This window comes from Streptomyces sp. NPDC004435 (genome assembly GCF_042873895.1).
Taxonomy (GTDB): Bacteria; Actinomycetota; Actinomycetes; order Streptomycetales; family Streptomycetaceae; genus Streptomyces.
The window spans coordinates 1-26,876 of record NZ_JBIAMB010000024.1 but is presented as its reverse complement, the minus strand read 5'-3'; the positions used below and the strand labels follow the sequence as shown (position 1 = coordinate 26,876).

The 26,876-nt window shown below is 73.2% G+C and carries 26 protein-coding genes and 6 tRNA genes; 20 read left to right on the top strand and 12 right to left on the bottom strand.

Annotation, left to right across the window (positions count from 1 at the left end; translation table 11 throughout):
* Nucleotides 1-5: 5 nt before the first annotated feature.
* From ACFYT9_RS33070 to ACFYT9_RS33055, 4 genes are all read right to left on the bottom strand, one after another.
* A tRNA-Val gene (locus ACFYT9_RS33070) sits at nucleotides 6-80 on the bottom strand.
* A gap of 33 nt (nucleotides 81-113) precedes the next feature.
* Nucleotides 114-185 (bottom strand) — tRNA-Val (locus ACFYT9_RS33065).
* A 1-nt stretch (nucleotide 186) separates the two neighbouring features.
* A tRNA-Cys gene (locus ACFYT9_RS33060) sits at nucleotides 187-260 on the bottom strand.
* Nucleotides 261-299: 39 nt separating this feature from the next.
* A tRNA-Gly gene (locus ACFYT9_RS33055) sits at nucleotides 300-372 on the bottom strand.
* Between the two features lie 231 nt (nucleotides 373-603).
* On the opposite strand from ACFYT9_RS33055, the gene ACFYT9_RS33050 reads away from it, so the two are divergent.
* The 3 genes from ACFYT9_RS33050 to ACFYT9_RS33040 are packed head-to-tail and all read left to right on the top strand — an operon-like array spanning nucleotide 604 to nucleotide 3,395.
* Entirely contained in the window at nucleotides 604-1,686 is a 1,083-nt protein-coding gene (locus ACFYT9_RS33050; protein WP_389169543.1) for a chorismate-binding protein, read from the top strand.
* Nucleotides 1,683-2,513 carry an aminotransferase class IV gene (locus tag ACFYT9_RS33045; RefSeq protein WP_389169541.1) on the top strand — a complete coding sequence of 277 codons (831 nt, stop codon included), beginning with the start codon at nucleotides 1,683-1,685 and terminating at the stop codon, nucleotides 2,511-2,513. Before ACFYT9_RS33050 ends, ACFYT9_RS33045 begins: the two co-directional genes overlap by 4 nt.
* A gap of 42 nt (nucleotides 2,514-2,555) precedes the next feature.
* Nucleotides 2,556-3,395, top strand: a complete 840-nt coding sequence (locus ACFYT9_RS33040) for a GNAT family N-acetyltransferase (protein WP_389169538.1) — start codon at nucleotides 2,556-2,558, stop codon at nucleotides 3,393-3,395.
* Nucleotides 3,396-3,416: 21 nt separating this feature from the next.
* On the opposite strand, the gene ACFYT9_RS33035 is transcribed toward ACFYT9_RS33040, so the two are convergent.
* Nucleotides 3,417-3,935: a DsbA family protein gene (locus tag ACFYT9_RS33035; protein ID WP_376602719.1), complete on the bottom strand. Its 519-nt coding sequence runs from the start codon at nucleotides 3,933-3,935 to the stop codon at nucleotides 3,417-3,419.
* A 192-nt stretch (nucleotides 3,936-4,127) separates the two neighbouring features.
* Between ACFYT9_RS33035 and ACFYT9_RS33030 the strand changes: the two genes are divergently transcribed.
* Nucleotides 4,128-4,577: a hypothetical protein gene (locus ACFYT9_RS33030; RefSeq protein ID WP_389169535.1), complete on the top strand. Its 450-nt coding sequence runs from the start codon at nucleotides 4,128-4,130 to the stop codon at nucleotides 4,575-4,577.
* A gap of 132 nt (nucleotides 4,578-4,709) precedes the next feature.
* A complete protein-coding gene (locus ACFYT9_RS33025) occupies nucleotides 4,710-4,892 on the top strand; it encodes a hypothetical protein (protein WP_376602721.1) in 183 nt (60 codons plus the stop codon).
* A gap of 30 nt (nucleotides 4,893-4,922) precedes the next feature.
* Here ACFYT9_RS33025 and ACFYT9_RS33020 read toward each other — a convergent pair whose 3' ends face one another.
* Both ACFYT9_RS33020 and ACFYT9_RS33015 read right to left on the bottom strand, forming a co-directional pair.
* Nucleotides 4,923-5,480 (bottom strand): CGNR zinc finger domain-containing protein, encoded by a 558-nt coding sequence (locus ACFYT9_RS33020; protein ID WP_389169533.1) that lies wholly within the window; start codon nucleotides 5,478-5,480, stop codon nucleotides 4,923-4,925.
* 191 nt (nucleotides 5,481-5,671) lie between these two features.
* On the bottom strand, nucleotides 5,672-6,085 hold the full coding sequence (locus tag ACFYT9_RS33015) for an SsgA family sporulation/cell division regulator (protein ID WP_030493555.1): 414 nt from the start codon (nucleotides 6,083-6,085) through the stop codon (nucleotides 5,672-5,674).
* A 189-nt stretch (nucleotides 6,086-6,274) separates the two neighbouring features.
* Between ACFYT9_RS33015 and ACFYT9_RS33010 the strand changes: the two genes are divergently transcribed.
* Both ACFYT9_RS33010 and ACFYT9_RS33005 read left to right on the top strand, forming a co-directional pair.
* Nucleotides 6,275-6,697, top strand: a complete 423-nt coding sequence (locus ACFYT9_RS33010; RefSeq protein ID WP_376602723.1) for a TIGR02611 family protein — start codon at nucleotides 6,275-6,277, stop codon at nucleotides 6,695-6,697.
* Nucleotides 6,698-6,751: 54 nt separating this feature from the next.
* Nucleotides 6,752-6,826: transfer RNA gene (locus ACFYT9_RS33005), tRNA-Val, on the top strand.
* 56 nt (nucleotides 6,827-6,882) lie between these two features.
* On the opposite strand, the gene ACFYT9_RS33000 is transcribed toward ACFYT9_RS33005, so the two are convergent.
* Nucleotides 6,883-9,312, bottom strand: a complete 2,430-nt coding sequence (locus ACFYT9_RS33000) for an SCO7613 C-terminal domain-containing membrane protein (protein ID WP_389169530.1) — start codon at nucleotides 9,310-9,312, stop codon at nucleotides 6,883-6,885.
* 196 nt (nucleotides 9,313-9,508) lie between these two features.
* Here ACFYT9_RS33000 and ACFYT9_RS32995 point away from each other — a divergent pair.
* A tRNA-Val gene (locus tag ACFYT9_RS32995) sits at nucleotides 9,509-9,580 on the top strand.
* Between the two features lie 57 nt (nucleotides 9,581-9,637).
* On the opposite strand, the gene ACFYT9_RS32990 is transcribed toward ACFYT9_RS32995, so the two are convergent.
* A complete protein-coding gene (locus ACFYT9_RS32990) occupies nucleotides 9,638-10,366 on the bottom strand; it encodes a 3'-5' exonuclease (RefSeq protein WP_376606152.1) in 729 nt (242 codons plus the stop codon).
* Nucleotides 10,367-10,487: 121 nt separating this feature from the next.
* On the opposite strand from ACFYT9_RS32990, the gene ACFYT9_RS32985 reads away from it, so the two are divergent.
* The 3 genes from ACFYT9_RS32985 to thrS all read left to right on the top strand — a co-directional run bounded on the left by ACFYT9_RS32985 (nucleotide 10,488) and on the right by thrS (nucleotide 14,449).
* Nucleotides 10,488-11,054, top strand: a complete 567-nt coding sequence (locus ACFYT9_RS32985) for a DUF4365 domain-containing protein (protein WP_389169527.1) — start codon at nucleotides 10,488-10,490, stop codon at nucleotides 11,052-11,054.
* Nucleotides 11,054-12,361, top strand: coding sequence for a hypothetical protein (locus ACFYT9_RS32980; RefSeq protein ID WP_389169524.1), 1,308 nt, complete (start codon nucleotides 11,054-11,056; stop codon nucleotides 12,359-12,361). The genes ACFYT9_RS32985 and ACFYT9_RS32980 overlap by 1 nt, the downstream gene beginning before the upstream one ends.
* 111 nt (nucleotides 12,362-12,472) lie before the next feature.
* Nucleotides 12,473-14,449 carry a threonine--tRNA ligase gene (gene thrS / locus ACFYT9_RS32975; RefSeq protein WP_376604548.1) on the top strand — a complete coding sequence of 659 codons (1,977 nt, stop codon included), beginning with the start codon at nucleotides 12,473-12,475 and terminating at the stop codon, nucleotides 14,447-14,449.
* A 14-nt stretch (nucleotides 14,450-14,463) separates the two neighbouring features.
* Here thrS and ACFYT9_RS32970 read toward each other — a convergent pair whose 3' ends face one another.
* Nucleotides 14,464-15,171: a potassium channel family protein gene (locus ACFYT9_RS32970; RefSeq protein ID WP_387277916.1), complete on the bottom strand. Its 708-nt coding sequence runs from the start codon at nucleotides 15,169-15,171 to the stop codon at nucleotides 14,464-14,466.
* A gap of 65 nt (nucleotides 15,172-15,236) precedes the next feature.
* Here ACFYT9_RS32970 and ACFYT9_RS32965 point away from each other — a divergent pair, with 65 nt between their 5' ends.
* Nucleotides 15,237-15,800, top strand: coding sequence for an HIT domain-containing protein (locus ACFYT9_RS32965; RefSeq protein ID WP_376604544.1), 564 nt, complete (start codon nucleotides 15,237-15,239; stop codon nucleotides 15,798-15,800).
* A gap of 68 nt (nucleotides 15,801-15,868) precedes the next feature.
* Here the strand turns inward: ACFYT9_RS32965 and ACFYT9_RS32960 are convergent, their stop codons facing one another.
* Together ACFYT9_RS32960 and ACFYT9_RS32955 are read right to left on the bottom strand one after the other, a co-directional pair.
* Nucleotides 15,869-17,527, bottom strand: a complete 1,659-nt coding sequence (locus ACFYT9_RS32960) for a hypothetical protein (protein ID WP_389169520.1) — start codon at nucleotides 17,525-17,527, stop codon at nucleotides 15,869-15,871.
* 186 nt (nucleotides 17,528-17,713) lie between these two features.
* Nucleotides 17,714-19,921 carry an elongation factor G-like protein EF-G2 gene (locus tag ACFYT9_RS32955; RefSeq protein ID WP_389169518.1) on the bottom strand — a complete coding sequence of 736 codons (2,208 nt, stop codon included), beginning with the start codon at nucleotides 19,919-19,921 and terminating at the stop codon, nucleotides 17,714-17,716.
* A gap of 264 nt (nucleotides 19,922-20,185) precedes the next feature.
* On the opposite strand from ACFYT9_RS32955, the gene pgsA reads away from it, so the two are divergent.
* From pgsA to ACFYT9_RS32915, 8 genes are all read left to right on the top strand, one after another.
* Nucleotides 20,186-20,851, top strand: coding sequence for a phosphatidylinositol phosphate synthase (gene pgsA, locus ACFYT9_RS32950; RefSeq protein WP_376602053.1), 666 nt, complete (start codon nucleotides 20,186-20,188; stop codon nucleotides 20,849-20,851).
* Entirely contained in the window at nucleotides 20,848-21,753 is a 906-nt protein-coding gene (locus ACFYT9_RS32945; RefSeq protein ID WP_389169515.1) for a phosphatidylinositol mannoside acyltransferase, read from the top strand. Before pgsA ends, ACFYT9_RS32945 begins: the two co-directional genes overlap by 4 nt.
* On the top strand, nucleotides 21,750-22,904 hold the full coding sequence (locus ACFYT9_RS32940) for a glycosyltransferase family 4 protein (protein WP_389169512.1): 1,155 nt from the start codon (nucleotides 21,750-21,752) through the stop codon (nucleotides 22,902-22,904). Before ACFYT9_RS32945 ends, ACFYT9_RS32940 begins: the two co-directional genes overlap by 4 nt.
* Before the next feature lie 165 nt (nucleotides 22,905-23,069).
* Nucleotides 23,070-23,705: an MBL fold metallo-hydrolase gene (locus ACFYT9_RS32935; protein WP_389169509.1), complete on the top strand. Its 636-nt coding sequence runs from the start codon at nucleotides 23,070-23,072 to the stop codon at nucleotides 23,703-23,705.
* Between the two features lie 11 nt (nucleotides 23,706-23,716).
* A complete protein-coding gene (locus tag ACFYT9_RS32930; protein WP_376602056.1) occupies nucleotides 23,717-24,259 on the top strand; it encodes a hypothetical protein in 543 nt (180 codons plus the stop codon).
* Between the two features lie 135 nt (nucleotides 24,260-24,394).
* Nucleotides 24,395-25,303, top strand: a complete 909-nt coding sequence (gene pdxS / locus ACFYT9_RS32925) for a pyridoxal 5'-phosphate synthase lyase subunit PdxS (protein WP_389169506.1) — start codon at nucleotides 24,395-24,397, stop codon at nucleotides 25,301-25,303.
* 6 nt (nucleotides 25,304-25,309) lie between these two features.
* Nucleotides 25,310-25,900 carry a pyridoxal 5'-phosphate synthase glutaminase subunit PdxT gene (gene pdxT / locus ACFYT9_RS32920; RefSeq protein ID WP_376602058.1) on the top strand — a complete coding sequence of 197 codons (591 nt, stop codon included), beginning with the start codon at nucleotides 25,310-25,312 and terminating at the stop codon, nucleotides 25,898-25,900.
* 63 nt (nucleotides 25,901-25,963) lie between these two features.
* Nucleotides 25,964-26,716, top strand: coding sequence for a YebC/PmpR family DNA-binding transcriptional regulator (locus ACFYT9_RS32915; RefSeq protein ID WP_200428255.1), 753 nt, complete (start codon nucleotides 25,964-25,966; stop codon nucleotides 26,714-26,716).
* Nucleotides 26,717-26,876 lie beyond the last annotated feature (160 nt).

Below are 26,876 nucleotides of genomic sequence, written 5' to 3'. Positions count from 1 at the left end.
AGATGTGGTGCGCGATACTGGGATTGAACCAGTGACCTCTTCCGTGTCAGGGAAGCGCTCTCCCGCTGAGCTAATCGCGCGGGGATCCGAAGATCCAGGACCCGGGGGTCCAGTGGACGATACTGGGATTGAACCAGTGACCTCTTCCGTGTCAGGGAAGCGCTCTCCCGCTGAGCTAATCGTCCTTGGAGGTGGAGACGGGATTTGAACCCGTGTAGACGGCTTTGCAGGCCGTTGCCTCGCCTCTCGGCCACTCCACCAGGAGTGAATACGGGGGTTCGGGAAGATCCCCCACATCGAGCGGACGACGAGATTCGAACTCGCGACCCTCACCTTGGCAAGGTGATGCTCTACCAACTGAGCCACGTCCGCTTGTCGTTTCCGGCCCGCTTGCGCGTCCCGGCGACGTGTTGAACTCTAGCGGATTCCCGGGCCAGTACAAAAACGCGTTTCCGCAGCGTGCTGACCTGCACGCCCTTCGCGGCGCCCGGCGGAGCCGCGCGGAGGTCCGTACAGCCGTTCACCCGCCGTGTCCCCGGGGCGACGCGGAGCCCCCTCACGCGCTGGCCCCTGCCCCCGCTCCCGCCGACCTAGACTCGATCCGTGTACGACCTTGCCCCCCTGGCCCGCTTCGGCGGCCTCGTCGCGACCGACCTCCGGGACGTCACCCACGACCCCGAGGCGCTGGACTCCGCCGGCTTCTGGGCCGTCTGCGCCGATTTCGAGGGGCGGCTGACCTGCGCCCGCTTCGGCGACGTCCGCCGCGCCCCGGTGCCCGCCGCCGTCCCCGGCGCGTGGTCCGGGCCCCGCCCCGGTGACTGGACGTCGTCGCTCGACCGCGCCGCGTACACCGAGGGCGTACGGAAAATACGCGAGCACATCGCGCGCGGCGAGGTCTACCAGGCGAACCTCTGCCGGGTGATGAGCGCGCCGCTGCCCGACCCGGCCGGCGCCGACGTCGACGCCCTCACCGCGCTGCTCGCGGCCGGCAACCCCGCCCCGTACGCCGGGACGATCCGGCTGCCCGCGCACGGCGTGGAGCTGGCCACCGCCTCGCCCGAGCTGTACCTGCGGCGCGAGGGCGGCCGGGTCTCCTCGGGTCCCATCAAGGGCACCGGCCGCACCGCCGCCGACCTCCTGCCCAAGGACCACGCCGAGAACGTGATGATCGTGGACCTGGTCCGCAACGACCTCGGGCGCGTCTGCGAGACCGGCTCCGTCACGGTCCCCGCCCTCTGCGAGATCGAGGAGCACCCCGGCCTCGTCCACCTCGTCTCCACCGTCGGGGGGGTGCTGCGCGAGGACGCGGGCTGGCCCGAACTGCTCGCCGCCACCTTCCCGCCCGGCTCCGTCACCGGCGCCCCCAAGTCCAGCGCCCTGCGGATCATCGAGGCGCTGGAGACCGCGCCCCGCGGCCCGTACTGCGGCGGCGTCGGCTGGGTGGCCGCCGACAGCGGCCACGGCGAGCTGGCCGTCGGCATCCGCACCTTCTGGATCGACCGCGGGCCCGGACTCCTGCGCTTCGGCACCGGCGCCGGGATCACCTGGGGCTCCGACCCCGAGCGGGAGTGGGAGGAGACCGAGCTGAAGGCGGCCAGGCTGGTCGCGATAGCGTCGGGCGCCTACGAGTCGGGCGCTCCGGACGAGGACGTCCCAGGGGCGAGCGGAAAGGCCATCTCTCGATGAAACTGTGGGTCAACGGCGGGCTGTACGACGAGGAGACCGCCCGGGTCTCCGTCCTGGACCACGGGCTGACCGTCGGCGACGGCATCTTCGAGACCGTCAAGGCCGAACGCGGTGAAACGTTCGCTCTCACCCTCCATCTGGAGCGGCTCACCCGTTCCGCGCGGGGCCTCGGTCTGCCCGACCCCGACCTCGACGAGGTCCGCCGGGCCTGCGCCGCCGTCCTGGAGGCCAACCCGATGGAGCTCGGCCGGCTCCGCATCACCTACACCGGCGGCCTCTCCCCGCTCGGCTCGGAGCGCGGCGACGCCGGCCCGGGCCTGGTCGTCGCGGTCGGCGAGACCTCCCGCCGCCCCGACACCACCGCCGTGGTCACCGTCCCCTGGACCCGCAACGAGCGCGGCGCCCTCACGGGCCTGAAGACCACCTCGTACGCCGAGAACGTGGTCGCCCTCGCCCGGGCGAAGGAGCGGGGCGCCACCGAGGCGCTCTTCGGCAACACCGTCGGCCGCCTCTGCGAGGGCACCGGCTCCAACGTGTTCGTCGTGATCGACGGCCGGATCCACACCCCGCCCGTCTCCTCCGGCTGCCTCGCCGGCATCACCCGCGCCCTCGCCGCCGAGTGGACCGGCGCCGTCGAGACCGATCTGCCGCTCGACGTGCTGGAGACCGCGGACGAGATCTTCCTCACCTCCACCCTGCGCGACGTGCAGGCCGTCCACCGCGTGGACGACCGCGAACTCGCCGCCGCCCCCGGCCCGGTCACCGCCGAGGCCATGCGGATCTTCGAGAAGCGGGCCGCCGCCGACCGGGACCCGAAGCTCGGCTGAATCCGGATGACGGGCGTCTCCGCGTTGGGTAGAACACCCGTGATGACCACCACCCTGCGGCCGTCCGAGCCGCTCCAGCACTCCGCCGGCGGCGGCCGGTCCCGCGCCTACGACATCTGCGTGAACAGCCGCCGGGTCGGCTCCGTCCACCTCGCCACCGACCCCCAGTTCGGGGCCGCGGCGGGAGTGATCGAACGGCTCCGGGTCGACGAACCGGACCGCGGCCGCGGCCGCGGCACCGTCGCCGCGCTCGCCGCCGAGGAGGTGCTGCGCGGCTGGGGCTGCTCGGAGATCGGGATATCCGTACCCGCCGACGCCGCCCCCGCCCTCTCCCTGGCCCGCGCCCTCGGCTACACCGAGCGCAGCCGGAACATGGTGAAGGAGGCGGCCGGCGGCGAGCACGCGGCGCCGGCCGGGGTCCTGACGCGTCCGATGACGGACGAGGAGTTCGCCGGGTGGGAGGCGGAGGCCAGGGAGTCCTTCGCCCTCAGCTGGATGGAGCGCGGTGTCCCGGAGGAGCAGGCCCGCGCCAAGGCCGAGGCAAGCCACCGCGAGCTGCTGTCCGCGGGACTCGCCACCCCGGGCACCGCGATCCGGGTGGCCGTCCTCGACGGCCGGGTCGTGGGGCACGTCTGGACCGGGGTGCGGGAGCTGGAGCCGGGTGTGAGCGCCGGCTACGTCTACCGCGTCGAGGTCGACGCGGAGGTGCGCGGCAGGGGCTACGGCCGGGCGCTGATGCTCCTGGCCGAGCGCATGACCCGGGAGGCCGGGCAGACCCTGCTGGGCCTGCACGTCTTCGCCGACAACACCCCGGCGGTCCGCCTGTACGCATCGCTCGGCTACCGCACGACGTACGTCAACAGCGCCAAGCCGCTGGTCTGAGGGGTCGCCCGGTGCGCGAGGTCAGCCGGCCAGCAGGCGGTCGGCGATCTCCTCGATCCGGGCCCGCAGCCCCTCCTGGCTCTTGCCGCCGTCGAGGCGCTCGCCGCCGATGAGGTACGTCGGGGTGCCGGTGATCTTGAGGGCCTGGCCCTCGGCCTGGTCGGCGTCGACGGTGAGCAGGTGCCGGCCGTCGATCAGCGCGGTGTCGAACTCCTCGGCGTCCAGGCCGAGGTCGCCGGCCACCTCCAGCAGGACGGGCTCGCCCCGGTCGGCCAGCTCGGCCGTCCGGGCCAGCAGCGCCTCCGTGTACGCCCAGCCCCGCCCCTGGTCGGCCGCCTCCTCGGCGGCCTGGGCGGCGGCGTAGGCGTGCTTGTTCTTGGTCAGCGGGAAGTGGCGCAGCTGTACGTCGAGCCGGTCGCCGTACTTCTCGCGCAGGGCGTGGACGTCGTCGAGGGCCTGGAAGCAGTCCGGGCACTGGAGGTCGAACCAGGCCTCCAGGACGACGGGGGCCGGGGAGGCTGCGGTGGTGGAGTCAGTCATGACCGGCAGTCTTCCAGCCGCGCGCCGCCGGCCCGGCATCGGCACCTCGGCCGGTCCCGACCGGGACCTGAGGAGGAGATCCCGTGCGGGAAGACCCGGAGATCTCCCTGAGACCGGCCCGGGGGCGTGGCCTCCGGCGGCAGGTGCGGTGCAGGATGGAAGGGACGTATCACCCGGGACCTGGAGGATCGCATGCTCGCCGAGACCATCTGCTCCGCGGTGTCCGCGGCGGGCCTGGGGATCGCCGCGATCACGGCCTACCGCAAGAAGTACCTGTCCGCGACGCGGATCGCCGCCTGGGCGCTGGTGCCGCTCGGCCTGGTGATGACCGGAGCCGTCGAGTGGGCCTTCGACACCGTCTTCAGCCCGGTCGCCTGGGTCGGCTTCGGTGTGCTCGGCCTGGCCTGGCTGCTGCTGCTGACCACCCGGGGCGTCGAGCGGCGCCGGGGTGGCCGGAAGGCGGCGGCCGGGGGAGCGGAGCCCGCGGCGGTCGCCCCCGGGGCCTCCGCCCCGGCCCGGCCCAGGGAGGCCCTCGCCCGGCCCGCCTCCGGTCAGGCGTCGTCCGCCGGCGCCTCCTCCTCCGGCACGGCCTCGGAGGACTTCAGCGACATCGAGGCGATTCTGAAGAAGCACGGAATCTGACCGCTTCTGGCCGTTGCCTGCCGGGCCGCGACCAGGCGGTGATCCGGAGATCCACGGGAAGGGATGAACCGCCCCGCGGTACGAAGGTTTTCGGCCTTCCGGACCCGCGGGGTGCGCCATCATCCCCCCGAGATGCTGGATACCTCGCGGGAAACCGTCCCCGCCTCCGCCGAGTCCGTCCCCGCCGCCGACCCTCCGGCGGACGAACCGAGGGGCTGTCTCTTCGCGCTGTCGCAGCCGCCGCTGATGATCTTCCTGGCGGTGATCGGGGCCCTGCTCCTCATGGCGGCCCTGCACGATCTCTACGTCCTGTGAGGCGCCGCGCGGTCGCGGCGCCGCGCGGGATCAGCCGGCGGCCTCCCTGCGGCGGGCCCGGTAGGCGGCCACGTGGAGGCGGTTGCCGCAGGTGCGGCTGTCGCAGTAGCGGCGGGACCGGTTGCGGGAGAGGTCGACGAAGGCCCGGCCGCAGTCCGGCGCCTCGCACCGGCGCAGCCGCTCGCGCTCGCCCGCGACCACGATGAAGGCGAGCGCCATTCCGCAGTCGGCGGCCAGGTGGTCGGCGACCGAGGCGCCCGGCGCGAAGTAGTGCACGTGCCAGTCGTAGCCGTCGTGGTCGGTGAGCTGCGGGGTCGTGCCCGCGGCGGCCACCAGCTGGTTGATCAGCGGGGCGGCGATCCTGGCGTCGGGGGCGGAGAAGACCGCGGCGAAGCGCTCGCGCACCTCGCGGACCGCCCGCAGGTCCTCCGCGTCCAGGTCGCCCACGCCGCTGATCCGGTGCTCGCGCACGAAGACGCCCAGCGCGGCGAGGTCCGGGAGCGTGTCCTCACGGTCGCCCTGCGCGGCGGTGTTCATCAGATCGACGACGGTGTCGAGGGCGATCCGGGTGTCGTGGGGGATGAGCACGCTTCGCTCCCTGGCCGGCCGTGGGCGGGCGCCCGCGGATTGGCGACGACTCTAGCGCGCCCCGGAAAAGCGCGACGGCGCCCGTCACCGCGCCGGCTGCGCGGTGGGGGCGCCGGAAGTCGTGCTGTGCGACTGTCCGCGCGGCGCCGTCTCCCCGAGTTAAGACGGCGCCGTACGGCCTGTGGCCTGGCTCAGCTGTCGGCCAGGATGTGGGAGAGCTCGGTATCGAGGTCGAAGTGACGGTGCTCGGTGCCCGGTGGCACGGCGGCGTCGGTCCGCTTGAGGAACGACTCCAGGGCCCTCGCCGGGGCTTCTAGCAGGGCCTCGCCCTCGGGCGAGCTCAAGGCGATGCAGACGACGCCCTGGCCGTGACTACGGGACGGCCAGACCCGGACGTCGCCGGTGCCGGTGGGCCGGTGCAGCCCCTCGGCGAGAAGGTCGCGGGCGAAGACCCACTCGACCGTCTCCTCGGCTCCGGTGTGGAAGGTGGCGTGCACGGCGTACGGATCCGCCGTGTCATACCGCAGGCCCGCGGGTACAGGCAGTGAGGACTCGCTCGACACGACGAGGCGCAGGTGCAGCTCGCAGCTCACCACGGTGTTCATAAGCGCCAGGGCCTTTCGCTCAGTGTGCGCTCGGGGATTCGCACGTCAGCGAAATCGACATGCCACCTCCGGTGTCGTTGTAAACCCCTCTGTCGGTTTTGTGGCCGTTCAGGTAGCTCGGACGGCGGTATGTAACTTTGGGTAATACCGCCATACCGGTGGGGCTGGTGTGTCGGGTAAATTGGCTCCATGCATGCGGAGAGTGACGAGCGCGCCCCCGAGTCCCAGAGCGACGGCCAGGCCGAACTGGGATCCCGAGCACCGGAGTTCATCAAGTCCCGACGGGGGCTGCATCTGAGCTGGCAGGTCGGCGTCTTCATCGTCGGACTCGCCGTGATCGTGGCGGGCATCCTCATGCTCGTCTTCCCCGGCCCCGGCTGGCTCGTGATCTTCGCGGGCATGGCGATCTGGGCGACCGAGTTCGTCTGGGCACAGATCGTCCTGCGCTGGACCAAGCGCAAGGTCACCGAGGCCGCCCAGCGCGCCCTCGACCCCAAGGTCCGCCGCCGGAACATCACCCTCACCGTCATCGGCGTGGTGATCATCGCCGCGCTGTGCGGCTGGTACCTCTGGAAGTTCGGCATCGTCATGCCCTGGAAGATCGAAGAGTGACCCCGGGGTGGTTCGGGAGCCCCGCTGACATGCGGTAATGTTTGCGGTGCGCCCGGGCGATTAGCTCAGTGGGAGAGCACTTCGTTCACACCGAAGGGGTCACTGGTTCGAACCCAGTATCGCCCACCACCCGGACCGAGGGCCCGGAGACGATCACCGTCTCCGGGCCCTCGGCGCGTTCCCGCTCACCGCATCCGGGCCAGCCGCTCCCGCAGTAGCCGCGCCTCCCGCAGCCGCCGCTCGTACGTCGCCCCCACGGCGAGCAGCAGCAGCCCCGCCGCCGCCGGCGGCAGCCACCGCGGCAGCGCACCGACCAGCCGCACCGCGTACGGCGCCAGCTCGTGCAGCCCCACCAGGGCCAGCACCGTCCCGCCCAGGAGCAGCGGCGCCTGGAGCCGGAACCGCGCCCCCAGCAGCGTCACCACCAGAGCCCCCGCCCCCAGGAGCAGCGGACGCGCCCCGGAGGGCGCCGCCCAGACCGCCGCCAGACTCGGCAGCAGCGTCGCCGCGAGACCCGGCCCGTACGCCACCCAGGACGAGACCGCGGGGTCCCGCCGCCTCCGCAGCAGGCCGACCACCAGCGCCGGCACCGTCACCGGCAGCGTGTACGCCTCCGGGACCGTCACGCCCCAGACCGCGAGCCGCACCCAGGCCGCACCCAGGAACAGCGCCCCCGCCACGCAGGAAGCCGCCCGCCGCCGCTCCGGCCGCAGCGCCGTGCCCGCCGCGACGAGCCCCGCCGCGGCCAGCGCCGCGGCCAGAACCGCAGGGCGCGACGCCGTGAGGGCCAGCGCCGTCACGCCCACCGCCACGCCCGTCACCTCGACCGCCGCCGACCGGAACCGGGCCGCGAGCGCCGCCGCCCCCGCCGGGACGAGGAGCAGCGCGAGACCGGCCGTGGAAGGGGCGAGCCCCGCCGCCGCGGCCCCCGCACCCACCAGGCCCGCCGCCGCGAGCACCCCGGAACCGGCTGCCGCCTCGCGCACCGCCCCCGCGCCGAGCACCGCCGCCGCCGCGAACAGCCCGAGCAGCACCCCCAGCACCACGAAGGTCGCCGCCCGCACGTCCAGCGCGAGAAGAAGCGCCGAACCCGCCGACGCCGCCCCGGCCACCAGACCCGTCCAGGCGAACAGCGCACCCGGCTCCACCGGAGCCGCCACCGCTCCGGCCGGCCACGACGCACCCCAGAAGCCCTCCGGGCGCTCCGCCGCCGACTGGGGTGCCGCCGCCCGCTCCGGCAGGCCGCGCGCCGCGAGCGCGGGCCGCACCGCGAGCGCCAGCGCCGCGCCCGTCGCCAGCAGCCGGACCGCGAGCCCGGCCGCGTACGACAGCTCCAGGACGACCGGCAGCGCCATCAGCAGCGCCCAGCCGAGCACCGTCCCGCCCCAGCGCCCCCACAGCCGCCCGGTCGCGCCCGCCGCCAGGGCGGCGAGCAGCAGCACCGCTGCCGCCGTCGCCGGGTAGCCGGCCAGCAGCGGCTCCGCGTGCGCCCCGGACCAGACGCCCGCGCTCCGGTCCGCCGGCCCGAGCACCCCGCCCAGGACCGGCGGCAGCGCCCACACCACTCCCAGCGCCGCGACCCCGCCCCCGGCGAACCCGAACCCGGCCCGCACCCCGTCCGGGATCCGTACGGCCGGGAGCGGACGCCACAGCGCCGCCACGGCCAGACCGCACACCACGTACACCGGCACCGCCCACTCCGCCGCCAGCGCGGCCCGCGCCGGCCCGCCCGCGGCGGCCACCCCCGCCAGGCCCGCCACCGCCGCGAGCGCGGGCGCCGCCGGGCGGGCAGCCCCCGCCGCGTACAGGCACAGCGCGGCGCAGCCGGCCAGCAGAGGCGCCCCCGTCCACGGGTCCGTCGCCGAGAACCAGGCGCCCGTCAGCAGCGCCCACGCCCCCAGGACGCCGGCCGACGCCCCCGCCGTCACCCGCACCGCGAGCCCCGCCCGCCGCACCGGCCCCACCAGATCCGCCGCGACGGTCAGCACCGCCGCCCACGCCACCACGGCGGGACCGGCGCCGGCCGCGAGCGCCCCCAGCGGCAGCGGGAGCTGCGCCGCGGCCACCGCCGCCGGGAACGGCAGCCGAAGCCCCCGCAGCAGCCCGCCGTACCCCGCCCACACCCCCGCCAGAACGGCCGCGGCCACCGCCGCGTACCCCGCCCCGTCCGTCCCCGGCAGCGCCACCCGGTGCAGCGCGTACGCGTCCAGGACCGTCAGGACGAGACCCAGCGCGCCCACCGCCTCCGCCGTCGACCCCAGCCCCCGGCGCAGCAGCACCGCCGGCGCGGCCAGCGCCGCCGAGGTCACCGCCAGCAGCACCGCCGAGCGCCCCGCGATGCCCATCGATCCCCAGCTCACCAGCGTGAACGCCAGCGCCGCGATCGCCAGCAGGGTCCCGCCCAGCGTCAGCAGCACGTTCTGCGCCCCGCGCGGCGAGGTCTCCGCCGGCGCCGCACCGCCCCCGAACGGCGCCGCCGCCCGTCCGGCGGGGGAGTGCACCACGCCCAGCAGCCACGCCCTCCGGGCCAGCAGCTCGGCGCGACGGGCGTCGAGCCGGGCCAGCTCGACGTCGACGAGCCGGAGCTCCTCGACCGGGGGCAGTCTCATGTCCATGACCGGAGTGTCGCGCCGCGCCCGCACCCCGGGAATGCGCGCTGCTACTCAGATCCCGCCCGAGTACCCGCACCGGACCCATGGACCGGTGCCGGTACCGCTTCCGCGGCGTCCGGCGGCTCGCCGCCCCGCGCGCCCGCGCTCCGAAGGGATTTGGAGCCCGGCGCGCGAGCCCTGTATGGTTCAACCCGTTCCCGGGCGATTAGCTCAGCGGGAGAGCACTTCGTTCACACCGAAGGGGTCACTGGTTCGATCCCAGTATCGCCCACCGGGAGAGGCCGGTCCGTCATCACGACAGACCGGCCTCAGCCGTTTCCGGCCCGGCTCACGCCGCCTTCCGCAGCTCCGGACGGAGCGGCCACGCCGGATCCACCAGCTCCGGCGTCCCCTGCCGGCTGAACCACGCCTGGAGGCCCCGGGCCTGCGCCGCGTGCCACACCGCCTGGAGGGTGTGCAGCTCCGCCGGCGACAGCCGCTCCAGACGGGACGCGAACCTCCGCCCCACCGCGCGCACCACCTCCAGCGCGGCCGTGGCGTCCGCCGCCGCGTCGTGCGCCCCCTCCAGTTCCACCTCGTAGTGCGCGCACAGGTCCGTCAGCGTCCGTCGGCCCTTGCGGTACCGGTCCAGATGCTTGTCCAGGACCCGCGGATCGAGCACGCACAACGAGGTGTGCTCCAGGTACCGGCCCAGCGTCGACGCCCGGTGCCGCCTCAACTCCCGGTCCAGGATGGTGAGGTCGAACGGCGCGTTCATCACCACCAGCGGCCGGCCGGCCGCGTTCTGCTCCGCCAGGGCACGCCCCAGCTCCTCCATCACCGGCGACGGCCACCGGCCGTTGCGCTGGAGGTGATCGTCCGTCAGTCCGTGCACCGCCGTGGCCCCTTCCGGCACCGGGACGCCCGGGTTCACCAGCCAGCGGCTCACCCGCGGCCGCGCCCCCGCCGTGTCCTGGACGACCAGCGCCGCGGACACGATCCGGTCCTCCTCGACGTCCACTCCGGTGGTCTCCGTGTCGAAAGCGGCCAGGGGCCCTTCGTACCAGTTCGTCGTCATACCCGAACTCCTCGCACCCGCGCGGCAGATGGCCAACCCCCTGCCCCGAAGCGGTGATACCCGCACTGTTTGCGGCGTACGCGGACCGGTGACAACACTGGTGACGGGGAAGGACGTTCACATGGCGCTCGCCCAGCCCGAGTCGGGAGGGCTGCCGCCCCAGCGGGCGGCCCCGGCACGCGGCTCACTCGCCACCACCGCCTGCATGGAGACCCTCCAGGTGGGATACCTGCACGCCGTCGCCGCCGCGGCGGGCTGCTCGCTCGCGCAGCCCTTCCCGGACAACGGCGTCGACTGGCACGTGAGCCACGGCTCGCCCGGCCACACCGTCGACGACGAGGTCACCATCAAGGTGCAGCTCAAATGCACCTACCAACTGCCCGCCCACCCCACGGGAAGCACCTTTCCCTTCACCCTCGACAACGACCACCTCGTGAAGCTCGCCCGGACCCCCGTGGCGGTCCACAAGATCCTGGTCGTGATGATCGTCCCGAGAGACCCGGAGGACTGGCTGAGGGCGAGCCATGACCAACTCGACCTGCGGCACTGCTGCTACTGGACGAACTTGGCCGGGCAGCCGGTCACCGGACGCCGCCGGACCACCGTGCGCGTCCCCACGGCGCGGATCTTCGACGACCGGGCGCTCCGCGAGATCATGACCCGGGTCGGCCGGGGAGGGAGACCTTGATGCACCGACCGATCGACGACTCCGGACACGGGACGGGCGACGGGGCCGGGCGCGGCCCGGCCCCCGTACCCCCGCCCTACCGGGCCCACCCCGTCCCCGCCGCCGGCCCCGCCGGCCCCTGGACCGCCGGCGACGGCGTGCCCGACCCCGGCAGGGTCGACCCGCGCGTCCTCGGCGCCCTCCTCGCCCGTCACGGCTGGCAGCGCCGCGGCGGCGCCGCCGGCCGCTACGGCCGCTGGACCCCGCCCGGCAGCGGGCCGGGGAGCGGCGGCACCAGCCTCCTCGTCCCCGACAGCCTCGCCTTCCCCGACAGCGAGGACCTCATCGGCGAGGCCCTCACCGCCCTCGCCCGCAGCGGCACGCCCTCCGCCCGCGAGGTCCTGACCGGCCTCGCCGTGCCCAGCGACGAGATCCGCTGGTGGCGCGAGGTGCCCCCGGGCCCGGCCGGCACCGTCCCCTGGCCCGTGCAGGAGCAGCTCCGCTCCGCCGCCCGCAAGGTCCTCCTCGCCGGCGCCCTCGCCGTGCGCGGCCGGGCCGGCTACCACGGCTCCCGGCACCGCGCCGCGGCCCAGGCCGCCCTCGAACCCGTGGTCGTCGCGACCGACCCCGGCGGCCGCGCCCTCACCGCCTTCCTGCCGGTCCCGCCCGGCCGGCCCGTCGCCGTCCGGCTCCACCACGCCCTGCACGCCGCCCGCGAGGCCGTCGACTACCGGCGCGCCACCGGGGGCATGGACGCCTTCGACTCCGCCGTCGGGGCCGGCGTCAGCCGCGAGCTCACCGAGGCGCTCGTCGCCCTCGTCCGCGGTACGGAAGGCGCCCGCATCGCCCTCGCCTGGGCCCCGGCCGCCGGTGTCCCGGCCGGCTGCGCGGTCCGGCCCGAGCCCGTCGAGTTCTCGCCGGGCGACCTGCCCGCCCTGCGCGAGGCGAGCGCCCGGTACCTCACCGACGAGCCCTCCGTCCCGGTGCGGATCACCGGCGCGGTGGTCCGGCTCCGCCGCTCCGGGCCGCGCGGCGAGGGCACCGTCAAGCTCCGGGTGCTGGGCGGCGCCGACGTCGGCCACGTCCGGGTCACCCTCGACGAGGAGGCGTACCGCACCGCCGGCCACGCCCACCTCGTCGGCCTCCCGATCCGGCTCGTCGGCCGGCTGGAGAGCCGCGGCGGCTTCCGCCGCCTCGCCGACCCCTCCGCGGTGGTCCCGGTGCAGGTGGACGAGGCGGAGCGGGACCGCCTGATGAAGTCGCTCCACGGGACCGCGGAGGACGCGGCCTTCTTCGAGGAGGCGTGCGGGCCGGACGAATCGGGGTGAGCGGCGCGCGGCGGGGCCCGTAAGATCGAGGGGACGCGGCACCTCGTCTCTGCCGCGCGCCGCCGGCGCCGGCACCTCGTGTCTGTCAGCGCCCTGATACATGGAGTACCCGTGTCCGAAGTCCGTGTGACCGTCCCGACCGCCTCAGGACCCGAGGAGAGGACGGTGAGCGCGGGTACCACGGCCGGCGCCCTGTTCGCCGACGACCGCACCGTCATCGCCGCCCGTGTCGCGGGCGAGCTCAAGGACCTCTCGTACGAGCTCGCCGAGGGCGATGTCGTCGAGGGTGTCGAGATCGGCTCCGAGGACGGCCTGAACATCCTGCGCCACTCCACCGCGCACGTCATGGCGCAGGCCGTGCAGGAGCTCTTCCCCGAGGCCAAGCTGGGCATCGGCCCGCCGGTCCGGGACGGCTTCTACTACGACTTCGACGTCGAGAAGCCGTTCACGCCCGAGGACCTCAAGGCCGTCGAGAAGAAGATGCAGGAGATCCAGAAGCGCGGGCAGCGGTTCGCCCGCCGCGTCGTCTCCGACGAGGCCGCCCGCGAGGAGCTCGCCGACGAGCCGTACAAGCTGGAGCTCATCGGCATCAAGGGCTCCGCGTCGACCGACGACGGCGCGAACGTCGAGGTGGGCGGCGGCGAGCTGACCATCTACGACAACCTGGACGCCAAGACCGGCGAGCTGTGCTGGAAGGACCTCTGCCGGGGTCCCCACCTGCCCACCACCCGGAACATCCCGGCGTTCAAGCTGATGCGGAACGCGGCCGCCTACTGGCGCGGCAGCGAGAAGAACCCGATGCTCCAGCGCATCTACGGCACCGCGTGGCCGTCGAAGGACGAGCTGAAGGCCCACCTCGACTTCCTCGCCGAGGCCGAGAAGCGCGACCACCGCAAGCTGGGCAACGAGCTCGACCTCTTCTCCGTCCCGGACGAGATCGGCTCCGGCCTCGCCGTCTTCCACCCCAAGGGCGGCATCATCCGCCGGGTCATGGAGGACTACTCGCGCAAGCGGCACGAGGAGGAGGGCTACGAGTTCGTCTACTCGCCGCACGCGACCAAGGGCAAGCTCTTCGAGAAGTCCGGCCACCTCGACTGGTACGCCGAGGGCATGTACCCGCCCATGCAGCTCGACGAGGGCGTGGACTACTACCTCAAGCCCATGAACTGTCCGATGCACAACCTGATCTTCGACGCCCGCGGGCGCTCCTACCGTGAGCTGCCGCTGCGCCTGTTCGAGTTCGGCACCGTGTACCGGTACGAGAAGTCCGGCGTCGTGCACGGTCTGACCCGCGCCCGCGGCTTCACCCAGGACGACGCGCACATCTACTGCACCCGCGAGCAGATGGCGGAGGAGCTGGACCGCACCCTCACCTTCGTCCTCGACCTGCTCCGCGACTACGGTCTGAACGACTTCTACCTGGAGCTGTCGACCAAGGACCCGGAGAAGTTCGTCGGCTCCGACGAGGTGTGGGAGGAGGCCACCGCCGTCCTCCAGCAGGTCGCCGAGAAGCAGGGCCTGCCGCTCACCCCCGACCCGGGCGGCGCCGCCTTCTACGGCCCGAAGATCTCGGTGCAGGCGCGGGACGCGATCGGCCGCACCTGGCAGATGTCGACCGTCCAGCTCGACTTCAACCTGCCGGAGCGCTTCGACCTGGAGTACACCGCCCCGGACGGCACCAAGCAGCGCCCGGTCATGATCCACCGCGCGCTCTTCGGCTCGATCGAGCGGTTCTTCGCGGTGCTCCTGGAGCACTACGCGGGCGCCATGCCGCCGTGGCTGGCCCCGGTCCAGGCCACCGGCATCCCGATCGGCGACGCGCACGTCGAGTACCTGCAGGAGTTCGCCGCCAAGGCGAAGAAGCAGGGGCTGCGTGTGGAGGTCGACTCCTCCTCGGACCGGATGCAGAAGAAGATCCGCAACGCCCAGAAGCAGAAGGTCCCCTTCATGATCATCGCGGGTGACGAGGACATGGCCGCCGGCGCCGTCTCCTTCCGCTACCGCGACGGTTCGCAGGAGAACGGCATCCCCGCCGACGAGGCCATCGCCAAGATCGCCAAGATCGTCGAGGAGCGCGTCCAGGTCTGACGGCCGACGCGGCTTCAGGAGGCCCCCGGGGAACCCCCCGGGGGCCTCTCCCCGTTCCGGCCCTCCTTCTCGTCCTCCCGCGTGAAGGCCTGGATCAGCCAGGACGAGAACGAACCCGTCACCGCGCCGAGCAGCGCCAGGCCGCAGGCCATCAGGCCGACCGCGACCACCCGGCCGATCGGGGTCACCGGGGCCACGTCGCCGTAGCCGACCGTCGCCAGGGTGGCGCAGGCCCACCAGACCGAGTCCCCGAAGGTGACGATCGTGGCGCCGGGGGCGTCGGCCTCGTGGTGGTAGACGGTGAGCGCGGCGGTGAAGCCGAGCAGGGAGACCGAGAGGCCGGAGTAGACCATCACCCGGGCGTAGAGGCTGAGCCGCGGCTGGCCCCGGCGGCGCTGGACCCGGTCGTAGAGGGCGACCATCCGGACCGGGCGCAGCAGCGGCAGCAGGAGGACGACCGTGTCGAGGAGATGGGTGCGGACGAAACGGAGCGGATGCAGGCCGCTGAGCCGGAGCCGGACCACGTAGTCGGTGACGAAGACCGCCCAGGCGCCGATGACGACCCCGATGCAGAGGTCCACGCCGAGCCGCGGGAGGTGGTCGCGGGCGAGGACCCGGACCGCGTACCCCGCGAGGTAGGCGAGCGAGGCCACGGCGAGCGGCGTCTCCATGCGGTGGTCCCAGCGTTCCTGGCGGGGCGGTTTCGAGGGCCTGGCGCTCATCGGATCAGGATCACCCGGGGCGGCTTCCCTCGCCCCGCCGACACGTTCCGAACGGGCGACGCAATATGCTGCACAGCATGACGACTGAGCCGGAGCAGCAGATCGGAGTGGGGGCGCCGGACGCGTTCCAGCGCCTGTGGACGCCTCATCGGATGGCGTACATCCAGGGTGAGAACAAGCCGACCGGGCCGGGGGCCGACGACGGCTGTCCGTTCTGCTCGATCCCGTCGAAGTCGGACGAGGACGCGCTGGTGATCGCCCGGGGCGCGAGCGTGTACGCGGTCCTCAACCTGTACCCGTACAACGGCGGGCACCTGATGGTCGTCCCGTACCGGCACGTGGCCGACTACACGGACCTGGACGCGGCGGAGACGGCCGAACTGGCCGACTTCACCAAGCGGGCGATGATCGCCCTGCGGGCGGCGTCCGGCGCGCACGGCTTCAACATCGGCATGAACCAGGGCGCGGTGGCCGGCGCGGGGATCGCGGCGCACCTGCACCAGCACGTGGTGCCGCGCTGGGGCGGCGACACCAACTTCATGCCGGTCGTCGGCCACACCAAGGTGCTTCCGCAGCTCCTCGCCGACACCCGCAAGATGCTGGCCGACGCCTGGCCCGCCGCACTCTGACCTTCTCCTCGTCCGTACGGCCCCGGGGCGCGCGCCCCGGGGCCGTACGCGTACGCGCGGGGTGGTGGTCAGGCGTCGTAGACGTCGGCCTTCCGCGGGGCGGGTTCCTGGAGCATCCCGCTCATGAAGAGGGTGCGGTTGGTGAAGCGCTCGGTGTCCACGTTGTGCGCGTCGAGGAAGCGGACGGTCGCCGCGTGGACGGCGCGGACCACGGGGGTGGCCATGCGGAGGGCGTCGTCGGCCATGAAGCGGTTCTTCCAGAGCGGGCCGGCCCAGACGTGCCGGAGGCCGAAGGGCTCGGGCAGGTTCATCTTGCCGCCGAGGAACTCCAGGACCGGCGGGTACCAGGTGAGCGGGGCGCGGACGGCGAGCCGGACGATGTCGTCGGTGCCGAGCAGCGGCTGCGCGATCTCCTTGGTCTCCCAGAAGCGGACGGTCTTGGAGACCTCCTTGGTCTTCGCCTTGGGCTTGGTGGTGAACAGGCCGTGGACGGGGCCGAGGGCGTGGCCGGTGACCTCGATGCGCAGGGTGTGGTGGAGCGAGGTGACGGTGACCATCATGGTGAGCACCACGTTCCCGTCCCAGAGGGTGAACTGGACGCCCAGGTAGTGGCGGTTGCCGGCGCCGAACTGCTGCTCGTTGCAGATGCGCTGTATCTCGTGCGGCTTGACCTGGAAGTGGACGATGTTGTCGCCCTCGGGGCGGGCGACCTCGTCGGCGCCCTCGCCGACCGGGGAGACGATCCAGTGCTTCACGGTCGGCTTGGGGAAACCGGTCTTGAGGGAGCCCCGCTCCAGCAGGGTGAGCTGGTCGTGGATCTTGCGGACGAGGTCCCAGGCGCGGAAGTCGTGCATCTCGTGGCCGTCGAGGGGGATCAGCTCCTCGGCCAGGGTCCAGCTGCCCCAGCGCGTGCCGAGGCCGAGGACACCCTTGCCTCCGGCGTAGAAGACCACGTTCGACTGCTGCTCGGCGGAGAGCTTCTCCAGGTTGACGCGGAGCTCCTCCGCGGACTTCTCGCCGGGGTCCGTGGGGACGGACCCGGGGACGTGGGCGCCGACGCCCCCGCCGCTGAGCAGACCGGTCCAGCGGTCGCGGAGGTCGACGGCCGTGCTGAGGCAGACCCGCCCGGCGAGGTACCAGCCGATGACCGGGGCGATGAGCATGGCCCGCAGGTAGTTGGGCAGCAGGCCGTCCCAGGGGAGGCGCAGGAGGACGAGGGCGGCGACGATGCCGAAGGCGACGAGCAGGACGGTGCCGACGGCGCTGGTGCGCTTGTTGTCGGAGCCCGCGGCGGCGCGGCGCAGGTGGATGACGGCGAGCCAGAGCAGCAGGCCGGGCAGGAAGAGGACACCGCAGAAGAAGGTGATCAGGGTCAGCTTGATGTCGCGGCGGCGGCGGATGTGGGTGGCGGCGAGGCAGTGCTCGACGACCGGCTGCGGTTCGGCGCCGAAGGACTGGATGAGGGGCTTGCGGCCGCCGCCGAGCATGCGGACCTGCACGGCGCGGGAGAACGCCTCGCCGAGGTCGGGGCGGAAGAGCTTCTCCCACTTCCCCTTCTTCAGCGTGGTCTTGTAGTGCTCGTTGTCGGCTTCCTGGATGGTCTCCAGGGGGCTGTCCCGGTACGCGGCCGAGGCCAGCGCGTTCGTCGCGCCGGTCAGGCCGCTGCCGCCCTGCAGCGGGATCTGTGCCCCCGGTCCGAAACCGTCGATCGCCACTTCCGCCCCCATCACCGCGAGTACCTGTGCGGGCTGTTCCCGACTGCCGCGCCCGGCACACCTTCCGGACTGGGCACCACAGCGTAACCGGGCCGCGTGGTATGCGTCACCGGCTGTGGACAACCGCGGCCGGAAGCTGTGGACGACGGCGGCCGGAAGCCGTGGAGACTGCGGCCCGTTCCGGTCGCCGCGCGCCGACTAGGGGCGTTTTCCGGTCTGTTCGCGCAGACGTGCGGCGAGCTGAGGGGGCATCGGTTCGTGCCGGGCGTAGCTGCGGTCGAAGCGGCCGGTGCCGTGCGAGACGGACCGCAGGTCGATGGCGTACCGCCCGATCTCGATCTCCGGCACCTCGGCCCGGACGACCGTGCGGCCCGGTCCGGCCTGGTCGGTGCCGACGACCCGGCCGCGCCGGCCGGACAGGTCTCCCATCACCGCGCCGACGTACTCGTCGGGGACGAGCACCCGTACCTCGGCGACCGGTTCCAGGAGGTGCACCGGGACCTCCGCGGCCGCCTCGCGCAGGGCGAGCGCCCCCGCGGTCTGGAAGGCGGCGTCGGAGGAGTCCACCGAGTGGGCCTTGCCGTCCCTGAGGGTGACCCGGACGTCGACCAGCGGGTGGCCCGCGGAGACACCGCGCGCGGCCTGGGCCCGTACGCCCTTCTCGACGGAGCCGATGAACGGGCGGGGGACGGCGCCGCCCACGACCTTGTCGACGAACTCGATGCCGCTGCCCGGCGGGAGCGGTTCGACGTCGATCTCGCAGATCGCGAACTGGCCGTGTCCGCCGGACTGTTTGACGTGCCGTCCGCGGCCCGAGGCGGGGGCGCCGAAGGTCTCCCGCAGCGGCACCCGGTACGGGACGGCGTCGACGCGGACCCCGTAACGGCCGCGCAGCCGTTCCAGGACGACGTCCTGATGGGCCTCCCCCAGGCACCACAGGACGACCTGGCCGGTGTCCTGGTTCTGTTCGAGGCGGAGCGTCGGGTCCTCGGCGACCACCTTGGCCAGGCCCTGCGAGAGCCGGTCCTCGTCGGCCTTGCCGTGCGCCTCGACGGCGAGCGGCAGCAGCGGCTCGGGCATCGACCACGGTTCGATCAGCAGCGGGTCGTCCTTGGCGGAGAGGGTGTCGCCGGTCTCGGCCCGGGCGAGCCGGGCCACGCACGCGAGGTCCCCGGCCACGCAGTGCGCCATGGGCCGCTGCTGCTTGCCGAAGGGCGAGGTGAGGGCGCCGACCCGTTCGTCGACGTCGTGGTCCTCGTGGCCGCGGTCGGCGAGGCCGTGTCCGGACACGTGCACCGTCTCGTCGGGCCGCAGGGTGCCGGAGAAGACCCGGACGAGCGAGATCCTGCCCTGGTAGGGGTCGGCGGCGGTCTTCACGACCTCGGCGACCAGCGGGCCGTCGGGGTCGCAGGCGAGCGCCGGCCGGGGTTCTCCGGCGGGGGTGGTGACGGCGGGCGGCTCGTGCTCCAGGGGGGAGGGGAAGCCGCGGGTGATCAGCTCCAGGAGCTCCACGGTGCCGAGGCCCTGGCTGCCGCCGCCGGTGGCGGGCGCGGCGGCGAGCACGGGGTGGAAGCCGCCCCGGGCGACCGCCTTCTCCAGGTCGCCGACGAGGGTCCCGAAGTCGATCTCCTCACCGCCGAGGTAGCGGTCCATCAGCGACTCGTCCTCGCTCTCGGCGATGATCCCCTCGATGAGCCGGGCCCGCGCCCCGGCGATCAGATCGCGGTCGGTCTCACCGGGCGGCAGCTCGCGCCGCTCGCCCGTGGAGTAGTCGAAGACCCGCTCCGAGAGGAGACCGATCAGACCGGTCGCGGGGGCGTGGCCGTCCGCGCCCTCGGTGCCGTGCACCGGCAGGTAGAGGGGGAGGACGGCGTCGGGGTCGTCGTGGCCGAAGAGCCCGGCGCAGACGCCGGTCAGCTCGTCGAAGCCGGTGCGGGCGGTGTCGAGGTGGGTGACGACGATCGCGCGGGGCATCCCGACGGCCGCGCACTCCTCCCAGACCATCCGGGTGGAGGCGGCGACCGCGTCGGCCTCCTGGGCGGCCGAGACGACGAAGAGGGCCGCGTCCGCCGCGCGCAGACCGGCCCTCAGCTCCCCGACGAAGTCGGCGTACCCGGGGGTGTCGAGCAGATTGATCTTGAAGCCGTCCCAGCCGACCGGGACGAGGGAGAGCTGGACGGAGCGGTGCTGCCGGTGCTCGATCTCGTCGTAGTCGGAGACGGTCGCCCCGTCCTCGACCCGGCCGGGCCGCCCGAGCGCTCCGGCGGTCTGGGCGAGCGCCTCGACCAGGGTCGTCTTCCCCGATCCGCTGTGGCCGACCAGCACCACGTTCCGTACCTCCGAGGGCCGGTCGGCCGTCGGTGCCCTGCCGGCGGCTCCGGCGGGGGTGTGCGCCTTGTCGCCCATGGTGGTCCTCCCGGCTGCGAGGCGGTGAGGTGAGAGCGGGCGCGGGGGAGCGGCGTCGCGGTGCTGCTCCGGCGGACCCGCGGGGTGCTTCCTTCGAGCTTTGCACCGACGCCGGGACGCGTCCATACGTCGTACACCGGGGGTCCCCAAGGGGGGCCCGACGCGGCGGGACGGGTGCGCTCCCGTGCGGGGTGACGCGCGTGGCTACGATGGGTGAGCCGGTGGTCATAGGACCGCGCGGCCCGCCGAAACCTCGGGAAGGCCATGCTGAACAAGTACGCGCGTGCGTTTTTTACGCGTGTCCTCACACCGTTCGCCGCGTTTCTGCTCCGCCGGGGGGTCAGCCCCGACGCCGTGACGCTGATCGGCACGGCGGGAGTGGTCGCCGGGGCACTGGTCTTCTTCCCCAGGGGCGAGTTCTTCTGGGGCACGATCGTGATCACGCTCTTCGTCTTCTCCGACCTCGTCGACGGCAACATGGCGCGGCAGGCGGGGATCTCCAGCCGCTGGGGCGCCTTCCTCGACTCGACCCTCGACCGGGTCGCCGACGGGGCGATCTTCGGCGGCTTCGCGCTCTGGTACGCGGGACAGGGTGACGACAACGTGCTCTGCGCGGTGTCGATCTTCTGCCTGGCGAGCGGCCAGGTCGTCTCCTACACCAAGGCGCGCGGTGAGTCGATCGGCCTGCCGGTCGCGGTGAACGGCCTGATCGAGCGGGCCGAGCGCCTGGTGATCTCGCTGGTCGCCGCCGGTCTCGCCGGCCTGCACGCCTTCGGCGTGCCCGGCGTGGACGTGCTGCTCCCGATCGCGCTCTGGATCGTCGCCGCCGGCTCGGCGGTGACCCTGGGGCAGCGGGTCGTGACGGTACGCAGGGAGGCCGCGGAGGCGGACGCCGCCGCGGCGGCCGGGGGAAGCGGGGCGGCATCGTGAGCACGCTGAAGGACAAGATCGCCGACGGGCTGTACGGGCTCGGCTGGGCGACCGTGAAGAAGCTCCCCGAGCCGGTCGCCAGGTCCCTCGGCCGGAAGATCGCGGACACCGTGTGGAAGCGGCGCGGCAAGGGCGTGCTCCGCCTGGAGGCCAACCTCGCGCGCGTGGTGCCGGACGCCACGCCCGAGCGGCTCGCCGAGCTGTCGAAGGCCGGCATGCGCTCGTACATGCGCTACTGGATGGAGTCCTTCCGGCTGCCGACCTGGAGCCGCGAGCGGGCCGCGAACAGCTTCGCGATCAAGGGCGAGGAGGTCCTGAAGGAGGCCATAGCGTCCGACCGCGGGGTGATCCTCGCGCTGCCGCACATGGGCAACTGGGACCTGGCCGGCGTGTGGGTGACCCGCGCCCTCGGCACGCCCTTCACCACCGTCGCCGAGCGCCTCAAGCCCGAGTCGCTCTACGACCGCTTCGTCGCCTACCGCGAGTCCCTCGGCATGGAGGTGCTGCCGCACACCGGCGGCGCCGCCTTCGGCACCCTGGCCCGGCGGCTGCGCGCCGGCGGCCTGGTCTGCCTCGTCGCCGACCGCGACCTGTCCGCCTCCGGCGTCGAGGTCTCCTTCTTCGGCGAGGCCACCCGGATGCCCGCGGGACCGGCCATGCTCGCCCTCCAGACCGACGCGGTCCTGCTGCCGGTGACCCTCTGGTACGACGACACCGACGTCATGAAGGGCCGGGTGCACGCGCCCGTGGAGGTACCCGAGTCAGGTACCCGGGCCGAAAAGGCGTCCCTCATGACACAGGCCCTCGCGGACGAGTTCGCCGGGGCCATCGCGGACCACCCGGAGGACTGGCACATGCTCCAGCGCCTCTGGCTGGCCGACCTGGAGGAGCGCACACCGTGAAGATCGGGATCGTCTGCCCGTACTCCTGGGACGTACCGGGCGGCGTCCAGTTCCACATCCGCGACCTCGCCGAGCACCTGATCCGGCTCGGCCACGAGGTCTCCGTCCTCGCCCCCGCCGACGACGACACGCCGCTGCCGCCGTACGTCGTCTCCGCCGGCCGGGCCGTGCCCGTGTCGTACAACGGCTCGGTGGCCCGGCTCAGCTTCGGCTTCCTCTCCGCCGCGCGGGTCCGCCGCTGGCTGCACGACGGCACCTTCGACGTCGTCCACATCCACGAGCCGACCTCGCCCTCGCTGGGGCTGCTGACCTGCTGGGCCGCACAGGGTCCGATCGTGGCCACCTTCCACACCTCGAACCCGCGCTCCCGGGCGATGATCGCCGCCTACCCGATCCTCCAGCCGGCGCTGGAGAAGATCAGCGCCCGGATCGCGGTCAGCGAATACGCCCGCCGGACGCTGGTGGAGCACCTCGGCGGCGACGCGGTCGTGATCCCCAACGGCGTCGACGTCGACTTCTTCGCCGGAGCGGAGCCGAAGGAGGCGTGGCAGGGCGAGACGCTCGGCTTCATCGGGCGGATCGACGAGCCCCGCAAGGGCCTGCCGGTCCTGATGAAGGCACTGCCCCGGATCCTCACCGAGCGGCCGGGCACCCGGCTCCTCGTCGCCGGGCGCGGCGACGAGGAGGAGGCGGTGGCCTCGCTGCCGCCCGAGATGCGCTCCCGGGTCGAGTTCCTCGGCATGGTCAGCGACGAGGACAAGGCGCGGCTGCTGCGCAGCGTCGACGTGTACGTGGCGCCCAACACCGGCGGCGAGTCCTTCGGCATCATCCTCGTCGAGGCGCTGTCGGCCGGCGCGCCGGTGCTCGCCGCCGACCTGGACGCCTTCGCGCAGGTCCTCGACCAGGGCGCGGCGGGCGAGCTCTTCGCCAACGAGGACGCGGACGCGCTCGCCGAGGCGGCGATCCGGCTGCTCGGCGACCCCGCACGCCGCGCGGAGCTGAGCCGGCGCGGCTCGGCGCACGTCCGGCGCTTCGACTGGTCCACGGTCGGCGCGGACATCCTGGCCGTCTACGAGACGGTCGCGGACGGCGCGGCGGCGGTCGACACGGACGAGAGGACGGGCGGGCTGCGGGCCCGGTTGGGCCTGTAGCCCCTCCGGCGCGTGGCCCACCCGTCGGCCTGGGCCTGTGGCCCCTCCGGCGCATGCCCCACCCGTCGGCCCCGCGGGCATGCGTCCCGCCGGGGCGATGGGGACCCCGTTCGCCCCCAGCGGAACGCCCGCCCACCACAGGCGGCGGAGGCGCACGCTGGGCGCATGATCAGCGTCCAGCGGCTCAACCTGGGCAGGTTCACGCGGCCCGCCGCGGAGTGGGGCGGGAGCCACGCGCGCGTGGAGCACGCGTTCGCGTACCTCGTCCGGCATCCGGGTGGCACCGTGCTGTTCGACACCGGCATGGGCGAGGGGTCGCCAGAGACAGACGCGCACTACCGGATCGTCCGCCGGCCGCTTACCGTCGGGCCCGGCGAGGTCGATCTCCTGGTCAACTACCACCTGCACTTCGACCACATCGGCGGCAACCAGCGCTTCCCCGGCACCCCCGCCCTCGTCCAGCGCGGCGAGCTCGCCACCGCGCGGGCGGGCGGATACGCCATCGACTCGCTCCTCCCCGGCGTCGCCTGGACGGAGATCGACGGTGAGCACGAGCTCGCCCCCGGGATCCGGATCGTGCCGACGCCCGGACACGTCGACGGGCACCAGTCGCTCGTCCTCGACCACGGCGACCGCGTGACGGTCCTCGCCGGGCAGGCGTACGACTCGGCGGGCGAGTTCGGGACGCCCCACCGGCCGTGGACCGGGCGGCTCGCCGAGCTCGCCGGAGGGCGGCCGGTCCGTGTCCTGTTCGCCCATGACCACGACCTTTGGGAAGGGGTGCTGCCGCCGCCCGGGTAGCCTGTGCGCCCGTGACCGAAACCCTGATCTGGACCGTCGCCGCGCTGATCCTCGTCGGCGTCTACCTCAGCTGGACCGCCGGCCGGCTCGACCGGCTGCACACCCGCATCGACGCGGCCCGCGCGGCGCTCGACGCCCAGCTGCTGCGGCGCGCCTCGGTCGCCCAGGAACTGGCCACCTCCGGTGTCCTCGACCCGGCCGCCTCGATCGTCCTGTACGAGGCCGCGCACGCGGCCCGGCAGGCGGAGGAGGACCACCGGGAGGTCGCCGAGAGCGAGCTGAGCCAGGCGCTGCGGGCCGTCTTCGGCGAGCCGGAGCAGGTCGAGCTCGTCCGGGAGGCGCCCGGCGGCGTGGACGCCGCCGGCGAACTGGCCGCCGCCGTCCGCCGGGTCCCCATGGCCCGCCGCTTCCACAACGACGCCGTCCGGGCCGCCCGCGCCCTGCGCCGCCACCGCAAGGTCCGCTGGTTCCGGCTCGCGGGCCACGCGCCCTTCCCGATGGCCTTCGAAATGGACGACGAACCGCCGGTGGCCCTGGCCGATCGTCCGTCCTGATCCACTGCGGCCTCGGATTCCCGCCAAAAGGATCCACAGGCTGCACATTGGCCCTTGCTGTGGACCGCTCGTGGACTGTTTCCTCGCTCTAGTCGTCAACGCCCCGTTGAACCCGTTGTCACGAGTGAGGTTTCCGTGTCCAGCTCCACCACCCCCCAGACCCCCGAGACCGGCACCGCCCGTGTGAAGCGCGGCATGGCCGAGCAGCTCAAGGGCGGCGTGATCATGGACGTGGTCAACGCCGAGCAGGCGAAGATCGCCGAGGACGCCGGCGCCGTCGCCGTCATGGCCCTGGAGCGGGTCCCCGCGGACATCCGCAAGGACGGCGGCGTGGCCCGGATGTCCGACCCGAACATGATCGAGGAGATCATCGGCGCGGTCTCCATCCCGGTGATGGCCAAGTCCCGCATCGGTCACTTCGTCGAGGCCCAGGTCCTCCAGTCCCTCGGCGTCGACTACATCGACGAGTCCGAGGTCCTCACCCCGGCCGACGAGGTCAACCACTCCGACAAGTGGGCCTTCACCACCCCCTTCGTCTGTGGCGCCACCAACCTGGGCGAGGCCCTCCGCCGCATCGCCGAGGGCGCGGCCATGATCCGCTCCAAGGGCGAGGCCGGCACCGGCAACGTCGTCGAGGCCGTCCGCCACCTGCGCCAGATCAAGAACGAGATCGCCAAGCTGCGCGGCTACGACAACAACGAGCTGTTCGCCGCCGCCAAGGACCTGCGCGCGCCGTACGAGCTCGTCAAGGAGGTCGCCGAGCTCGGCAAGCTCCCCGTCGTCCTCTTCTCCGCCGGTGGCGTCGCCACCCCCGCCGACGCCGCGCTGATGCGCCAGCTCGGCGCCGAGGGCGTCTTCGTCGGCTCCGGCATCTTCAAGTCGGGCGACCCGGCCAAGCGCGCCGCCGCCATCGTGAAGGCCACCACCTTCTACGACGACCCGAAGATCATCGCGGACGCCTCCCGCAACCTCGGCGAGGCCATGGTCGGCATCAACTGCGACACCCTCCCCGAGTCCGAGCGCTACGCCAACCGGGGCTGGTAAGCACCGATGAGCACCACCCCGGTCATCGGAGTCCTGGCCCTCCAGGGCGACGTACGGGAGCACCTGATCGCCCTGGCCGCGGCGGACGCCGTGGCCAGGCCGGTCCGGCGCCCCGAAGAGCTCGCCGAGGTCGACGGCCTGGTCCTCCCCGGCGGCGAGTCCACCACCATCTCCAAGCTGGCCGTCCTCTTCGGCCTGATGGAGCCGATCCGCGAGCGGATCGCCGCGGGCATGCCGGTCTACGGCACCTGCGCCGGCCTGATCATGCTCGCCGACAAGATCCTCGACCCGCGCTCGGGCCAGGAGACCTTCGGCGGCATCGACATGATCGTCCGCCGCAACGCCTTCGGACGGCAGAACGAGTCCTTCGAGGCCGGAGTCACCGTCACGGGGATAGCCACCCCCGTCGAGGGCGTCTTCATCCGTGCCCCGTGGGTGGAGTCGGTCGGCGCCGAGGTCGAGGTGCTCGCGGAGCACGAGGGCCACATCGTCGCCGTCCGCCAGGGCGCCGTCCTCGCCACCTCCTTCCACCCCGAGCTCACCGGCGACCACCGCATCCACGAGCTGTTCGTCGACATGGTGCGCGCGGAACGGTGAGACGATCCCGGTAGGATCTCTGGGGTTCGTTCAAGAAGTTGGTTACGCGAAGGAGACAGGCAGATGTCCGGCCACTCTAAATGGGCTACGACGAAGCACAAGAAGGCCGTGATCGACGCCAAGCGCGGCAAGCTCTTCGCGAAGCTGATCAAGAACATCGAGGTCGCCGCCCGCACCGGCGGCGCCGACCTGGACGGCAACCCGACGCTGTTCGACGCCGTGCAGAAGGCGAAGAAGCAGTCGGTCCCGAACAAGAACATCGACTCCGCGCTCAAGCGCGGCGCCGGTCTCGAGGCCGGCGGCGCCGACTACGAGACGATCATGTACGAGGGCTACGGCCCGAATGGTGTCGCGGTGCTCATCGAGTGCCTCACCGACAACCGCAACCGTGCCGCCTCGGACGTCCGCGTCGCCATGACCCGCAACGGCGGCTCGATGGCCGACCCGGGCTCCGTCTCGTACCTCTTCAACCGCAAGGGCGTCGTCGTCCTCCCCAAGGGTGAGCGCTCCGAGGACGACGTCCTGGAGGTCGTGCTCGACGCGGGCGCCGAGGAGGTCAACGACCTCGGCGAGTCCTTCGAGGTCATCAGCGAGGCCACCGACCTGGTCGCGGTCCGCACCGCCCTCCAGGAGGCCGGCTTCGACTACGACTCCGCCGAGTCCAGCTTCGTCCCGACCATGCAGGTCGAGCTCGACGAGGAGGGCGCGCGCAAGATCTTCAAGCTGATCGACGCGCTGGAGGACAGCGACGACGTGCAGAACGTCTTCGCCAACTTCGACGTCAGCGACGAGGTCATGGAGAAGGTCGACGCCTGATCCGCGTCCGGCCCGACAGGGACGGATCCGCCACGCTCCACCGCAGCGGGGGGGGGGGGGGGGCCCCCCCCGCCCCCCCCCCCGGGGGGGGGGGGGGCGCCCGGCCCCCCGCAAACAAAAAACCGGCCGCCCGCCGCCCCCCGGCCCGCCCCCCGCCGGG